Below are 14,892 nucleotides of genomic sequence, written 5' to 3'. Positions count from 1 at the left end.
CTCCACACCTACAATCACCACCGCGGACACACCGCGCTCAAAGGCCAACCACCCGCCAGCCGCGTCCCCAACCTCACGGGTCAGTACACCTAGGCCGTGTCCCCAGACCACCGGCTCATGGCGGGTCCCCGGCCCCCGGGACAGACTGCCGGTATGGACCCGCACCTGCCGCACACCGTTGACTCCTACCTGGCACGCATCGGCGCCACCAGGCCCGGCCGCCCCGACGCGGCGGCACTGCGCGAGCTGCAACTGCGTCACCTCACCGCCGTGCCCTTCGAGAACCTCTCGATCCATCTCGGCGAGGACATCGTGCTGGAGGAGCAGGCGCTTCTCGACAAGATCGTGGCGGACCGCCGCGGTGGGTTCTGCTACGAACTCAACGGGGCCTTCGCCTGGTTGCTGCGGGAACTGGGCTTCGACGTCACGCTGCTCCAGGCCCGGGTGCACGGGGGCGACGGGAAGCTCGGCATTCCCTACGACCACCTGGCGCTCCGGGTGCGGACGGACGACGGCACCGGTCCGTGGCTCGCGGACGTCGGCTTCGGCGACCACGCGCAGCAGCCGCTCGCACTCGACGACCGCACGGACCAGGAGGACCCGCGCGGCACCTTCCGGATCAGGCGGGCTCCCGCCGACGGCGCGGACGGCGAGGACCACGGGGACGTCGAGGTGCTGCGTGACGGTGCGCCGCAGTTCCTGCTGGATCCCCGGCCCCGGGCGCTGGCGGACTTCCGGGCCGGCGCCTGGTACCACCGCACCTCACCCGACTCCGGCTTCACCCGGTCCCCGGTCTGCTCCCGTTTCACCGCCGCCGGCCGGATCACGCTCAGCGGCCGGAAGCTCGTCACGACGGTCGGTGCCGAGCGCCACGAGACACCGTTGGGGAGCGACGAGGAAGTTCTCGCCGCCTACCGGGAGCACTTCGGACTGCGCCTCGACCGGCTGCCGACAGTCCGCGGGGCCGGTGCGTCCGCGTCGGACGGGTGACACACGCAAACGGGGTGATCAATTCGGTCCTTCGGTAACACCTCCACCCAAGCAACGGCGAGATGCCCTGTTTGCCTCGAACGCCACAAGGGTGATCGAATGGATACTCGTCGGCGGGCCGCTGCTCCGACAACGAAGTCCAGCCACCCGGCCCCAAGGTGAACGCGCCCCCGGGGAGTACGTGAAGATGTTCGGCCGCTGGCTGGGAAGCTTGGGAAACAAGGGAGCGAAGGGTGCCGCGCGCAGCAGCGCCCTCGCCGGACTCGCCGTACCGGAATCGGCCGGCGTCCTCGGCTGCCGGGTGCTCGACCCGGTCAACGAGGCCGTACGGCAGGCCGAGTTCGTGGTCACGGACGCCTCGGGACGCAAGATCGTCTCCGGTGAGACGGACCCGTACGGCAATGTCCTCGCCACGGTCCCGGCGGGGGAGTACCGGCTCGCCGTCACGGCCGAGGGCTTCACCCCGTTCCACGGATCGGTCTCGATCGCCGAGGGCGAGCACGCGGGTCCGGGTGATGTCACCCTTCAGGTGTCGGCGCCCCCGCAGCTGCCCGACCCGGGCGAGTGGGAGATCGAGCCGATGCACTCGCAGATCGGCTTCACGGCCCGGCACATCGGGATGGCCCGTGTCCACGGCCGGTTCAACACGTTCGCGGGCGCGGTCCGGATCGCCGACCGCATGGAGAACTCGGCCATGCACGTGATCATCGACGCCGCGTCGATCGACACGAACGTCCGGATGCGCGACGACCACCTGCGCTCCGGCGACTTCCTCGACGTCGGCCGCTACCCGACGCTGGAGTTCTACAGCGACCGGTTCGTCCACCGCGGCGGCACCCGCTGGGGCGTGAGCGGCGCGCTGACCCTGCACGGCGTGAGCCGTACGGTCACGCTGGACACCCAGTACCTAGGCCTCGGCAACGGCCTGGAGGGCGAGGCGCGGGCCGCCTGCCGGGCCACCACCGAACTGCACCGCGAGGACTTCACCCTCACCTGGCAGACCATGCTGGCCCGCGGGATAGCCGCCGTCGGCTCCAGCATCTCCATCGACATGGACATCCAGATCGTCCCGAAGGGCTGAGCCCACCGGGACGCGCCCTACGGGGCCTCCAGCCACCCCTCGTACTCCGCGGCGAACCCATCGAGCGCCGCGGCGTCCAGCCGTCGGTCCGGGTCCTCCACGACCACCAGCCACTGGGCGTCCTCGGCGTCGTCCTCGCCGGCCAGCGCGTCGCGCACGAGCTGCGGCTCCTCGGTGACCCCGAACCGGTCGGACAGCTCGCGCGCCACTTCCTGTGCCGTGTCGCGGTCGGGCAGCACCAGTACATGTCTCACATCGCTCACCCGCCCATTCTCCGGTACGGGCGGCGGCGTCCGGTCCTCGGTGTCCGGGCAGCGGTGTCCGTACGGCGCCCGGCCGGGTTGTCAGTGGCGCGTGGGATGCTGGACGGCGATGGCCACCAGAAGGAATTCCACCGACGACCCGCTCGCCCCGCTCACGCTCGCCGTGGGCCAGGAGGACCTGCTCCTGGACCGCGCCGTCCAGCAAGTGGTGGCGGCGGCCCGCGCCTCCGACGCCGACACGGATGTCCGCGACCTCACGTCCGACCAGCTCCAGCCGGGCACGCTCGCCGAGCTGACGAGCCCGTCGCTCTTCGCCGAGCGCAAGGTGGTGATCGTGCGCAACGCGCAGGATCTCTCCGCCGACACGGTCAAGGACGTCAAGAAGTACCTGGACGACCCGGTCGAGGAGATCACGCTCGTGCTGCTGCACGCGGGTGGCGCCAAGGGCAAGGGACTGCTGGACGCGGCGCGCAAGGCGGGTGCGCGGGAGGTCGCCTGCCCGAAGACCACCAAGCCGGCGGAGCGGCTCTCCTTTGTACGGGGTGAGTTCCGGGCGCTGGGGCGTTCGGCGACGCCCGAGGCGTGCCAGTCGCTGGTCGATTCCATCGGCAGCGATCTGCGGGAGCTGGCGAGTGCGGTGTCGCAGCTCGTCGCGGACGTCGAGGGCACGATCGACGAGGCGGTCGTCGGGCGCTACTACACGGGACGCGCGGAGGCGTCGAGCTTCACGGTCGCCGACCGGGCGGTCGAGGGCCGGGCGGCGGAGGCGCTGGAGGCCCTGCGCTGGTCACTGTCGACCGGCGTGGCGGCCGTCCTGATCACCAGCGCGCTCGCGCAGGGTGTGCGGGCGATCGGCAAGCTGTCGTCGGCGCGTGGGGGGCGGCCGGCGGATCTCGCCCGTGAGCTGGGGATGCCGCCCTGGAAGATCGACCGGGTGCGTCAGCAGATGCGCGGCTGGACGCCGGACGGGGTCGCGGTGGCGCTGCGGGCGGTCGCGGACGCGGATGCGGGGGTCAAGGGGGGCGGGGACGATCCGGCGTACGCGCTGGAGAAGGCCGTGGTCGCGGTGGCACGGGCCGCGCGGGCGGGCCGGTAGCGGTGGCCGGTGGAGCGGGTGCGGTAGCGGTGGTCCCGCGCGAGGCGGTCCCGTAGACGCCGGGTGTGTCCGGCCGTCCGCGCTGTCCTCAATCGCCGGACGGGCTTGGACCTGCGGTTCGTGGCGTCCTCAATCGCCGGACGGGCTTGATGTGGCCGGACCGGACCGGACCGTGAAGCGCAGCCCCCGCCCGGGGCCAGGCGTACGCGCATGAGACGAGGGCCCCTGCCGACACCCCCGGGGCATGGCGAGGGCCCCTGCCGACACCCCGATGCATGACCGAAGGCCCCCTGCCGACACCCCGGGCACCCGGGCATGACGAAGGCCCCTGTCGTCGCCCTGGGGAGGGCTACGGCCGGGGCCATCGGTCTGTGCTTGGTGCGCCGCACCCGCGTGGCGAACGCAGGTTCGGTGTGCGGCGCGGGGTGCCGGTCAGGAGCGGGAGAGAGGGCCCGCTGAGTCCGTTCCGGCGATCACATCGGGAATGCTCAGCCCTGGAGGGTGGCAACCTTGGTGGCCAGCGCCGACTTCTTGTTGGCGGCGGCGTTCTTGTGGATGACACCCTTCGAGACAGCCTTGTCGAGCGCACGGGAGGCGTCGCGGACGGCCAGGTTGGCCTTCTCGGCGTCACCCGCAACGACGGCCTCGCGGGCCTTGCGGATTGCGGTCTTGAGCGACGACTTGACGGCCTTGTTGCGCAGGCGCGCCTTCTCGTTGGTCTTGTTCCGCTTGATCTGGGACTTGATGTTCGCCACGAAAGAGCCTTTTCAGGTTCGTTGGATCTTCGATGTGCGCCCTGTGGCCGGAAAGCCACGAGGCACAGCTGTCCACGGTAGCAGCCGCGCTCCGACCGGCCCAAACCGGTCTCCGCTCCGCAGGCGTGGGACGATGGGAGCTACGTACAGATCCGAGTACAGATCCGACCGACCCGACATCGACCCGAGACACGGCGTTCGGCGTCTCAAGAATCAGGACCCTGCGTGCCCGCGACTCCTCTCCACGTGCCCGAGCCGAGCCGTACCGACCCGGCGCTGATCCGCAATTTCTGCATCATCGCGCACATCGACCACGGCAAGTCGACCCTTGCCGACCGGATGCTCCAGCTGACGGGTGTGGTCGACCAGCGGCAGATGCGCGCTCAGTACCTCGACCGGATGGACATCGAGCGCGAGCGTGGCATCACCATCAAGTCCCAGGCGGTCCGGCTGCCCTGGGCGCCCACCGTCGGCGAGGACCAGGGCAGCACCCACGTCCTCAACATGATCGACACCCCGGGGCACGTCGACTTCACCTATGAGGTCTCCCGGTCGCTCGCGGCCTGTGAGGGCACGGTCCTGCTGGTCGACGCGGCGCAGGGCATCGAGGCGCAGACCCTCGCCAACCTCTACCTGGCGATGGAGAACGACCTCACCATCGTCCCGGTGCTCAACAAGATCGACCTGCCGGCCGCCCAGCCCGAGAAGTTCTCCGAGGAGCTGGCCAACCTCATCGGCTGTCAGCCCGAGGACGTGCTCAAGGTCTCCGCGAAGACCGGTGTCGGCGTGGACGCGCTGCTGAACCGTGTGGTCAGGGACGTCCCGGCGCCCGTCGGCAAGGCCGACGCCCCGGCCCGCGCGATGATCTTCGACTCGGTCTACGACTCCTACCGCGGTGTCGTGACGTACGTCCGTGTGATCGACGGCTCGCTGAACAAGCGCGAGCGCATCCGGATGATGTCCACCGGTGCCACCCACGAGCTGCTGGAGATCGGGGTCTCCTCCCCGGAGATGACCCCGGCCGACGGCATCGGCGTCGGCGAGGTCGGCTACATCATCACCGGGGTGAAGGACGTCCGGCAGTCCAGGGTCGGTGACACGATCACCTCCCTGCACAAGGGGGCGACCGAGGCGCTGGGCGGCTACAAGGACCCCAAGCCGATGGTGTTCTCTGGTCTGTACCCGCTGGACGGATCGGACTACCCGGACCTGCGCGAGGCCCTCGACAAGCTTCAGCTCAACGACGCCGCCCTGGTGTACGAGCCGGAGACCTCCGCGGCGCTCGGCTTCGGTTTCCGCGTCGGCTTCCTCGGCCTGCTCCACCTCGACGTGGTCCGGGAGCGGCTGGAGCGCGAGTTCGGCCTCGACCTCATCGCCACCGCGCCCAACGTGGTCTACCGGGTCGAGATGGAGGACGGCAGCGAGCACACCGTCACCAACCCGAGTGAATTCCCCGAGGGCAAGATCGACAAGGTGCACGAGCCGGTCGTCCGGGCCACGGTCCTGGCGCCCAGCGAGTTCATCGGCGCGATCATGGAGCTGTGCCAGCAGCGTCGCGGCACCCTCCTCGGCATGGACTACCTCTCCGAGGACCGGGTCGAGATCCGCTACACCCTGCCGCTCGCCGAGATCGTCTTCGACTTCTTCGACCAGCTGAAGTCCAAGACCCGCGGCTACGCCTCGCTCGACTACGAGCCCACCGGCGAGCAGTCCGCCGAGCTCGTCAAGGTCGACATCCTGCTGCACGGCGACAAGGTCGACGCGTTCTCCGCGGTGACGCACAAGGACAAGGCGTACGCGTACGGCGTCCGGCTCGTCGCCAAGCTGCAGAAGCTGATCCCGCGGCAGAACTTCGAGGTGCCGATCCAGGCGGCCATCGGCTCCCGGGTCATCGCCCGTGAGACCGTCCGCGCCATCCGCAAGGACGTCCTCGCCAAGTGCTACGGCGGTGACATCTCCCGTAAGCGGAAGCTGCTGGAGAAGCAGAAGGAAGGCAAGAAGCGGATGAAGATGGTCGGCAACGTCGAGGTGCCGCAGGACGCGTTCATCTCCGTGCTGTCGACGGACGAGTCCGCCGGGGAGAGCAAGGCCAAGAAGTAGTACGTCCCCCGCATGCCGACCCTACTGATCGGTAGACCGAACGGGCCCCCGCATCGCAGAACGCTGCGGCGCGGGGGCCCGTTCGTTATGAAGCGGGGTTCGATTGCCCCTTACGCGGCGGACGCGGGCGCTCTACCCTGATCACGACTTCGTAGTTACTCATGAGTTAAACAAGCGGGACCAAGCACCCAGACGTAAGCGGCGAGCAAGCCGCGAACCAGTAGCCGGTCGTGAAGCACTGCCGTAGGCCCGGAGGATGTCGTGAGCGACACACAGACCATGATCGAGAACCGTCCGCCGTCCGTGGCGACCCTCTTCATCGACCGGGTGGCCGCCACCCCGGACGCGGAGGCCTACCGCTACCCCGTCCCCGCGGCCGGTGGCGAGGGCGCCGACGAGTGGAAGTCGCTCAGCTGGGCGCAGGCCGCCGAGCGGGTGTACGCCATCGGGGCCGGGCTGATCTCGCTGGGGGTGCGGCCGGAGGAGCGCGTCGCGCTCGCCGCCAGCACCCGGGTCGAGTGGATCCTCGTCGACCTCGGCGTCATGTGCGCGGGCGCCGCGACCACCACGATCTACCCCTCGACCAACGCCGAGGAGTCGGCGTTCATCCTCTCCGACTCCGAGAGCCGGGTCCTGATCGCCGAGGACGCCGGACAGCTGGCCAAGGCCCGTGAGCGCCGCGCAGAGCTGCCGGAGCTCGCCCATGTCGTCGTCATCGACGCCGAGGGCGCCGGACCCGCCGAGGGCGACCCCGAGGGCTGGGTCCTCACGCTGGCCGACCTGGAGGCCCTGGGCACCGAGCACCTGGCGAAGAACCCGGCCGCGATCACCGAGCGGGTCGACGCCATCACCCCCGGGCAGCTCGCGACCCTCATCTACACCTCGGGCACCACAGGCCGCCCCAAGGGCGTACGGCTGCCCCACGACAACTGGTCGTACATGGCCAAGGCCACCGTCTCCACCGGGCTGATCACCAAGGACGACGTCCAGTACCTCTGGCTGCCGCTCGCGCACGTCTTCGGCAAGGTCCTCACCTCCGGCCAGATCGAGGTGGGACACGTCACCGCCGTCGACGGCCGGGTCGACAAGATCATCGAGAACCTGCCGGTCGTCCGGCCGACGTACATGGCCGCCGTCCCCCGTATCTTCGAGAAGGTCTACAACGGCGTCGCGGCCAAGGCCCGTGCCGGTGGTGCGGCCAAGTACAAGATCTTCCAGTGGGCGGCGGAGGTCGCCCGCGAGTACGCGAAGGTCTCCCAGGACAACTTCCGGCGCACCGGCACCGCCTCCGTGCCCTTCGCGCTCGGCGCCAAGCACAAGGTCGCCGACACCCTCGTCTTCGCGAAGATCCGCGAGGCCTTCGGCGGCCGGCTCCGCGCCTGCGTCTCCGGCTCCGCGGCCCTCGCACCCGACATCGGCTTCTTCTTCGCGGGCGCCGGGATCCACATCCTGGAGGGCTACGGCCTCACCGAGACCAGCGCCGCCTCCTTCGTCAACCCGGGCGAGGCCTACCGCACCGGCACGGTCGGCAAGCCGCTCCCCGGCACCGAGGTACGGATCGCGGACGACGGCGAGATCATGCTGCGCGGCCCCGGTCTGATGGAGGGATACCAGGGGCTGCCGGAGAAGACCGCCGAGGTGCTGGAGGCCGACGGCTGGTTCCACACCGGCGACATCGGCGAACTGTCCGTGGACGGCTATCTGCGGATCACCGACCGCAAGAAGGACCTGATCAAGACGTCCGGCGGCAAGTACATCGCCCCGGCCGAGGTCGAGGGCCAGTTCAAGGCGGTCTGCCCGTTCGTCTCCAACATCCTGGTGCACGGCGCGGACCGTAACTTCTGCACCGCGCTGATCGCCCTGGACGAGCCGACCATCCTCGGCTGGGCCGCCGAGAACGGCATGGAAGGAAAGTCGTACGCGGACGTCGTGGCCTCCCCGCGGACCGTCGAGCTCATCGACGGCTACGTCAAGCGCCTCAACGAGGGGCTCCAGCGCTGGCAGACCATCAAGAAGTTCCGGCTGCTCCCGCGCGACCTCGACATCGAGCACGGCGAGGTGACGCCCAGCCTCAAGCTGAAGCGGCCGGTCGTCGAGCGCGCCTACAAGAACCTGATCGAGGACATGTACGCGGGCTCCCGCGAGGCGTGACGGCGGCCCGCCGCCCCGCTGAGGCCGCCCGGCCCCCGCGTTCCGGCGCGGGGGCCGGGCCGTCGTTCCCGCGCCCGCCTCTCCCCGTACTTCTCCGCTCACTTCGGTAACTCGACGCGTATGGGCTGGGCCGATCTGTCACTCTGTCCCTGTCATCAGTGGGCCGGGAACGAGAACAGGCAGAACGAGAACAGGCAGAGCGAGAACAGGTCAGGAGCAGCCCTGTGGGGTCCATTCCCTTGCAGCGGGACATCGTGCAGCGTCCCGGAACCAGTGCCGCGTCCACGGGCACCCAGCCGGCCGCCCGCACGAGCCTGCCCGGGAACCTGCTCGCGCCCGCCGCGGCCCGGCGGTTCGTCGCGGCCGCGCTCGCCGAGTGGAGCGGGCTCGGCCTGCCCGCGGCCGTGGGGTTCAGCGACCGGCTCTCCGACGACGCGACGGTGATCGTCAGCGAACTGGTCACCAACGCCGTCGTGCACGCCGGGACCAACGTCGAGCTGCTCTTCCGGCTGGAGGAGGCGACGGAGGACGAGGCGTCGGCGCTGGTGCTGGAGGTCTCCGACCACCATCCGGCCCGCGCGGTGCGCAGCGACGGCAGCGAGAACGGCGCCGGACCCGGCGGTGCGGCCGGCCCGGGAGAGCCCGCCGAGTACGGGCGCGGACTGGAACTCGTCGCCACCCTCTCCGAACGCTGGGGCATCACCTACCGCACCGGCCTCAAGACCGTCTGGGCCCGGCTCCCCGTCGACGACTGGAACCCCTTCGCCGACGCCCGCACGGAACCCGGCTTCCAGCACGGGCTGCGCGCGGCCGAGCTCCTCGCCCCCACCGCCCGGCGCGCCCTGCGGGACGACGCGGACTGGGCCGGGCGCGGCGCGCTCTCGTTCCTCGCCGAGGCCTCCGACCTGCTGGCCGGACAGCTCGACGAGGACATCGTGGCCGCGCTCGCCGGACAGTTACTGGTACCCAGGCTCGCCGACTGGTGCGCGATCTGGCTGGAGCCGGAGAGCGGCGGCAGGGCGGCCGTACCCCGTCTCGCCAAGGTGTGGCACATCGACGAGACCCGCACGGACCCGTTGCGCGAGGCGCTGGAGGGGGACCCGCTCCGGCTCCCCGAGCGCGTCGGCACCGGACCCGTCTCGATTCCGTGGCCCGGCAGCGCGGAGGACGGGGAGAAACCGGACGGGAACGAGGGCGTCGCGCTCGCGTACCGGATCACCTCGGGCGGCCGCACCCTCGGTGCCGTGCTCGTCGGCCGCGAGGGCATCGCCCGTGTCCCCGACGAGGTGACGGCCCTGATAGAGGACTTCGTGCGCCGGGTCGGCCTCGCCGTGGGCGCGGCCCGCGCCTACACCCGCCAGGCCACCATCAGCCGCATCCTCCAGCGCGGTCTGCTGCCCAGCAAGGTCGCGGACATACCGGGCGTCGCCAGTTCACTGGTGTACGAACCCAGCGACGACGGAGTGGTCGGGGGTGACTTCTACGACATCTTCCCGTGCCCGAACGACCGCTGGTGCTTCGTCCTCGGCGACGTCCAGGGCAGCGGCCCCGAGGCCGCCGTCGTCACCGGCCTCGCCCGCCCCTGGCTGCGGCTGCTGGCCCGGGAGGGCTTCCAGGTCGGCGAGGTCCTGGTCCGGCTCAACCGGTTGCTCCTCGACGACGCGATGGAGGCCGCCGAGGCGGCCGCGCTGATGGTCGCCGCCGCGGGCGGCCAGCAGTCGGCGGAGAGCGGACCACGGTTCCTCTCCCTGCTGTACGGGGAGCTCGTGCCGCTGCCCGACGGCGGCGCCCGCTGCACCCTGGCCAGTGCGGGCCACCCGCTGCCGCTGCTGCTGCGCCCCGACGGCACGGTGCGGATCGCCGCCGAACCGCAGCTGCTGCTCGGTGTCGTCGACGACGCCACGTACGAGAGCCAGAGCTTCGACCTGGCCCCCGGCGACAGCCTGCTGTGCGTCACCGACGGGGTGACCGAGCGACGCTCGGGCCCGGTGATGTTCGACGACGACGACGGCCTGGCGCAGGCGCTGGCCGACTGCACCGGGCTGAGCGCCGAGGGGATCGCGGACCGGATCAACCAGGCGGTGCACGCCTTCGCCGAGCGCCCGCCGGACGACGACCTGGCGCTGCTGGTCCTCCAGGCCCTGTAGAGCCCCGTAGTGCCGGCGGGGCGTGCGGCCGGAATCCGGGGTGGCGTCCGGTTGCCGGGCGGCGCGCGACAATGGACGGTATGCCTTCCGTACTGCCCGATGGTGAGCCCGTGCCCGACGACGGGGCGCTGCCCCGCCATGCCCTGGAAGGTGCCGCAGGCCGGCCGCTCGGCTTCTACCTGCACGTGCCGTACTGCGCGACCCGCTGCGGATACTGCGACTTCAACACCTACACCGCGACCGAGCTGCGCGGCTCCGGGGGTGCGCTGGCCTCCCGGGACAACTACGCCTCCCATCTGATCGGCGAGGTCCGCCAGGCCCGCAAGGTCCTCGGGGACGACCCCCGGCCGGTCCGTACGGTCTTCGTCGGCGGCGGCACGCCGACCCTGCTGGCCGCCGCCGACCTCGTCGCCATGCTGGCCGCGATCCGGGAGGAGTTCGGGCTCGCGGACGATGCCGAGATCACCACCGAGGCCAACCCGGAGTCGGTCGGCCCGGCGTACCTGGCCGAGCTGCGCGAGGGCGGCTTCAACCGGATCTCCTTCGGGATGCAGAGCGCCCGGCAGCACGTACTGAAGATCCTCGACCGCACGCACACCCCCGGGCGGCCCGAGGCCTGTGTCGCCGAGGCGCGGGCGGCCGGCTTCGACCACGTCAACCTCGACCTGATCTACGGCACCCCGGGCGAGTCCGACGACGACTGGCGGGCCTCGCTGGACGCGGCGATCGGTGCCGGACCCGACCATGTGTCCGCGTACGCCCTGATCGTCGAGGAGGGCACCCAGCTGGCCCGCCGGATCAAGCGCGGCGAGATCCCGATGACGGACGACGACGCGCACGCCGACCGCTATCTGATCGCGGACGAAGCGATGGCCGCGGCGGGCTTCTCCTGGTACGAGGTGTCGAACTGGTCCCGTACGCCCGAGGGCCGCTGCCTGCACAACGAGCTGTACTGGCGCGGCGCCGACTGGTGGGGCGCCGGACCCGGAGCGCACAGCCACGTCGGCGGCGTGCGCTGGTGGAACGTGAAGCACCCGGGGGCGTACGCGCAGGCGCTGGCCGAGGGGCGCTCGCCCGGGGCGGGACGCGAGATCCTCTCCGCGGAGGACCGCCGCGTCGAGCGCATCCTGCTGGAGCTGCGGCTCTCCGACGGCTGCCCGCTGTCCCTGCTCGCGCCGGCCGGGCTCACGGCGGCACGGCGGGCCGTGGACGACGGTCTGCTGGAGTCCGGCCCGTTCGGCGACGGCAGGGCCGTGCTGACCCTGCGGGGGCGGCTGCTGGCCGACGCCGTGGTGCGCGATCTGGTGGACTGAGGGACGGACCGGGGGACAGGCCGCGGGCGGCTCACCCCACCGGGCAGCCGGCGGGGGTGACCTTGTGCGCCCCGGCCGGCCGGCCGCAGATGATCCTGCTGTGGATCCGGCCGTCCGGATACGTGATCTCGACGACGTCGAGACCGTGGCCGGACTGGGCCTCGTAGGGGATGAAGCCGCGGAACGTGATCGTGCCGGTGGGCATCGTCTGCAGGTTCACCGCGTACAGGTTCGCCCACGTCTCGGCGGCGCTGTTCACCTTGTCGCCGTGGCCGGCGGCGTCGTACAGGGCGTTCGTCGCGCTGTACGAGATGACCGACTGCCCGCTGGCGAACAGGCCGTCCTGGTAGGGCTTGGAGGCCGGCAGCCGCGGCAGCTTGCCGCCCGCGGGCAGCAGCCCCTCCAGTGTCCGGTGCGACTCCGTGTAGAAGCCGTCGGCCCGGCCGCGGCTCATCGGGGCGAGCGCCGTGTGGTAGAGCGTGACGTCCTCCGCGAGATCCGTGCTCTCGGCGAACCGCGCCTTGGTCAGGTCGTCGCCGGTGAAGACCGTGATCGGCTTTCCCGCGCAGCCCTGGGCGAGCCGGCCCATCAGATTGTTGACGTCCTCGACCCGGCCGGCGAAGTACAGGGCGTCCGGTGCCGGGTCCGCCTCGCAGATCTTCTGGACCGGCTTGTCGAGATCGGCGCTGTTGCGGCGGCCGAGGCTGTACTCCAACGGGTCGGACAGCTTGAACCCGGCCTTCTTCAGCATGGCGCCGCCCACCTTGCGCTGCTCCACCGTGTAGCGGTCCTTGTCGTTGTTGCCCAGCCTGCGGGAGAGCACGAGGGCCCGCGGATGCGGGGACTTCCCGGCCACCTGCCCCGCCACCACGGCCAGCGCGTCCGCCTGCTCCTCGTCGGTCGCCGCGATGCCGAAGTAGTTCGAGTAGTCCTTCGCCAGATAGCCGCCGGAGTTGGTCGTGTCCACGACCGGGAGACCGGCCTCCTGGAGCAGCTCCGTGGCCCGGGGACTGTCGGTGGTGTCGCGCCCGAGCCCGACCACACCGACGACCCTGCGGTCCTTCCGGGCCACCTCGATGATCTTCTTCACCGCCGGTATCTGCTGGAGCATGTCCTGCCCGCCGTTGGCGGTCAGCACCTTGAGCTTGACGGAGTAGCGCAGCTTGTTGGTGCGGTGCTGGTACAGATACACACCCGTCAGCTCCTCCAGGGCCTTACGGGTGCCCTCCGGGGACGTGGCGGTGAAAGGCCCCGCGTAGATGACGGTGACGTAGTCGTCCCCGGGCACGATGGCGGCGTTCTCCTCCGCCACCGCCCGCTCGATCCGGTCGAAGGTGACGCCCTTGCCGGAGCCGTCCAGCGACAGTTCGTTGCCCGACGCGAAACGCACCTGCGTGGTCGTCGACACGCCTATGCACTCCTTCGGCCCGCCGCCCGGACCCGCGAGCTTCACCGAGTCCGTGTTCACGTCGGTGAGCGGACCGTGGCAGTACCGGTCCGCCAGCCGGCTGCTCACCAGGAAGGTCGCCAGCAGGGCGCAGACCAGGACGCACGCCACGGTCGTACGCGACATCACCCACCAGACCCACGTCCTGCGCACCCGCGTCGTGACCAGCTGTGCGTGCGCGTGCTCATGGGTCAGCTGCTCGGTCGAGAGCGGCAGCCGCAGCACCCACGCGAGCGTGGCGGCGGCCGTCGGGGACTGGCCGATGCTGAGGTGGCTGATCCAGTTGTCGTAACGGGCCCGCGCCGCGCCGGTGTGCGTGGGCAGGGGCTCGGCGGGCAGCGGCGGGGTGTGCCGCAGTATCTCGGCGGCCGGCAGCGAGGCCAGGAGCAGCAGCGGATCCACCTCGCTGCGCCGGGAGCGGACGTTGTTGATGGCGTTGATCAGCTGGATGCCGCCGTTGCTCTGGCAGGCGGTGGGAAGGAACACCACCGGCGGCACGGTGCGCTTCCCGCGCCGCCAGTCCAGCGCGTGGGGGCGGTAGTTGTTCCGCAGGTCCTCCAGCAGCGCCTGGACCCGCAGCTCCAGATGGAACTGGCGGGACTGCTCGTCGCCCGCCGCCGCGTCGGCCACCCGCCCGGCGACCACCGCGGCCCGGACCCGGATGACCCGCCACGACCCGCTGGGCGAGAACCGGGACCAGCCGTCGGACGGGTACCCGGTGCCGGCCGCGGCCAGCGAGGAGGTGGTGGCGAACCATCTGCTGGCCCGCCGCAGCCACAGCAGCGGCGGCGCCGACGTCGTCACCAGCCGGACGACCGCGAGGCCCAGCACCGCGCCCACGGCCACCAGCGTGGTGGGCACCCAGCCGATCTCACCGAGCAGCACACCGAGCACCGCGATGACGACGGCCCCGAGGAACGTCTCCGGCCGCACCGACTCCCTGAACGCGCCCAGCCAGTTGCGCGGACCCCGTCGGCTGACCCGCCAGCGCAGCGTGCTCAGCTGCTCCAGGATCCGTTCGTCGCGGTCATCGGGTGAGCCGCCGCGGTCCGGCTCCCGGACCACGGCCGCGGTGGCCTGCTCGATGGCGCCGAGCAGCCGCGAGCGGGGAAAGACGAAGGGCTTGTACTGCGAACTGCTCCGGGTCTCCCACGGCTTCTCGGTCAGCGTGCGGACCATGTCGAGCGCCGCCTCGTACGGCGTCTCGCCACGGCCGTCGAGCAGTTTCAGCGGCACGCGGCGCAGCTGGTTGGCGTGGTGGATCCGGCGCACGATCTGCTCGACCCTGGCGTCCACGGTGGACGGGACGTCCGCGTCGGCGGCCTGGAGCACCACCAGCGGCATCACCGGCCGGTTGTCCCGGTAGCGGTCGATGAGCTGCTGCACGAAGTGGAAGACGGCCGAGGCCGCCTCGTTGTCCGCACTGTCCCGCCATACCTCGCGCGCCATCGCCCCCGTGCCTTCCCTCGCGAAAAGAGCCAGGGACCACTCAATAACCGATGATGCGTGCGGGGCGCAGGTAATGGTGGGGATCAGCCCGGAATTGGCG

The 14,892-nt window shown here is 71.0% G+C and carries 10 protein-coding genes; 7 read left to right on the top strand and 3 right to left on the bottom strand.

Going from position 1 to position 14,892, the window contains the following annotated elements; translation table 11 throughout:
- Positions 1-153: 153 nt before the first annotated feature.
- Both AB0I52_RS14960 and AB0I52_RS14955 read left to right on the top strand, forming a co-directional pair.
- On the top strand, positions 154-990 hold the full coding sequence (locus AB0I52_RS14960) for an arylamine N-acetyltransferase (RefSeq protein WP_363072521.1): 837 nt from the start codon (positions 154-156) through the stop codon (positions 988-990).
- Between the two features lie 187 nt (positions 991-1,177).
- Positions 1,178-2,071: a YceI family protein gene (locus AB0I52_RS14955; protein ID WP_363072537.1), complete on the top strand. Its 894-nt coding sequence runs from the start codon at positions 1,178-1,180 to the stop codon at positions 2,069-2,071.
- A gap of 17 nt (positions 2,072-2,088) precedes the next feature.
- On the opposite strand, the gene AB0I52_RS14950 is transcribed toward AB0I52_RS14955, so the two are convergent.
- Positions 2,089-2,334 carry a hypothetical protein gene (locus AB0I52_RS14950; protein WP_363072519.1) on the bottom strand — a complete coding sequence of 82 codons (246 nt, stop codon included), beginning with the start codon at positions 2,332-2,334 and terminating at the stop codon, positions 2,089-2,091.
- Between the two features lie 109 nt (positions 2,335-2,443).
- On the opposite strand from AB0I52_RS14950, the gene holA reads away from it, so the two are divergent.
- Positions 2,444-3,430, top strand: coding sequence for a DNA polymerase III subunit delta (gene holA, locus AB0I52_RS14945; RefSeq protein WP_363072517.1), 987 nt, complete (start codon positions 2,444-2,446; stop codon positions 3,428-3,430).
- Between the two features lie 488 nt (positions 3,431-3,918).
- On the opposite strand, the gene rpsT is transcribed toward holA, so the two are convergent.
- Positions 3,919-4,185, bottom strand: coding sequence for a 30S ribosomal protein S20 (gene rpsT, locus AB0I52_RS14940; RefSeq protein ID WP_207319643.1), 267 nt, complete (start codon positions 4,183-4,185; stop codon positions 3,919-3,921).
- Between the two features lie 225 nt (positions 4,186-4,410).
- Between rpsT and lepA the strand changes: the two genes are divergently transcribed.
- The 4 genes from lepA (at position 4,411) to hemW (ending at position 11,896) form a co-directional block, all read left to right on the top strand.
- Positions 4,411-6,285: a translation elongation factor 4 gene (lepA, locus tag AB0I52_RS14935; protein WP_363072514.1), complete on the top strand. Its 1,875-nt coding sequence runs from the start codon at positions 4,411-4,413 to the stop codon at positions 6,283-6,285.
- Between the two features lie 261 nt (positions 6,286-6,546).
- Positions 6,547-8,436, top strand: a complete 1,890-nt coding sequence (locus AB0I52_RS14930) for a long-chain fatty acid--CoA ligase (protein ID WP_363072512.1) — start codon at positions 6,547-6,549, stop codon at positions 8,434-8,436.
- Between the two features lie 239 nt (positions 8,437-8,675).
- The gene (locus AB0I52_RS14925) at positions 8,676-10,583 is read left to right on the top strand and encodes an ATP-binding SpoIIE family protein phosphatase (RefSeq protein ID WP_363072535.1); all 1,908 of its coding nucleotides are present in this window, start codon (positions 8,676-8,678) and stop codon (positions 10,581-10,583) included.
- Between the two features lie 71 nt (positions 10,584-10,654).
- A complete protein-coding gene (hemW, locus tag AB0I52_RS14920; RefSeq protein ID WP_363072510.1) occupies positions 10,655-11,896 on the top strand; it encodes a radical SAM family heme chaperone HemW in 1,242 nt (413 codons plus the stop codon).
- A 31-nt stretch (positions 11,897-11,927) separates the two neighbouring features.
- Here hemW and AB0I52_RS14915 read toward each other — a convergent pair whose 3' ends face one another.
- Positions 11,928-14,792 carry a hypothetical protein gene (locus AB0I52_RS14915; RefSeq protein ID WP_363072508.1) on the bottom strand — a complete coding sequence of 955 codons (2,865 nt, stop codon included), beginning with the start codon at positions 14,790-14,792 and terminating at the stop codon, positions 11,928-11,930.
- Positions 14,793-14,892: the final 100 nt, after the last annotated feature.

Source organism: Streptomyces sp. NPDC050423, assembly GCF_040655445.1.
Lineage (GTDB): Bacteria > Actinomycetota > Actinomycetes > Streptomycetales > Streptomycetaceae > Streptomyces.
Note: the sequence above shows the minus strand (reverse complement) of the source record. Positions and strands in the feature narration are given on the sequence as shown.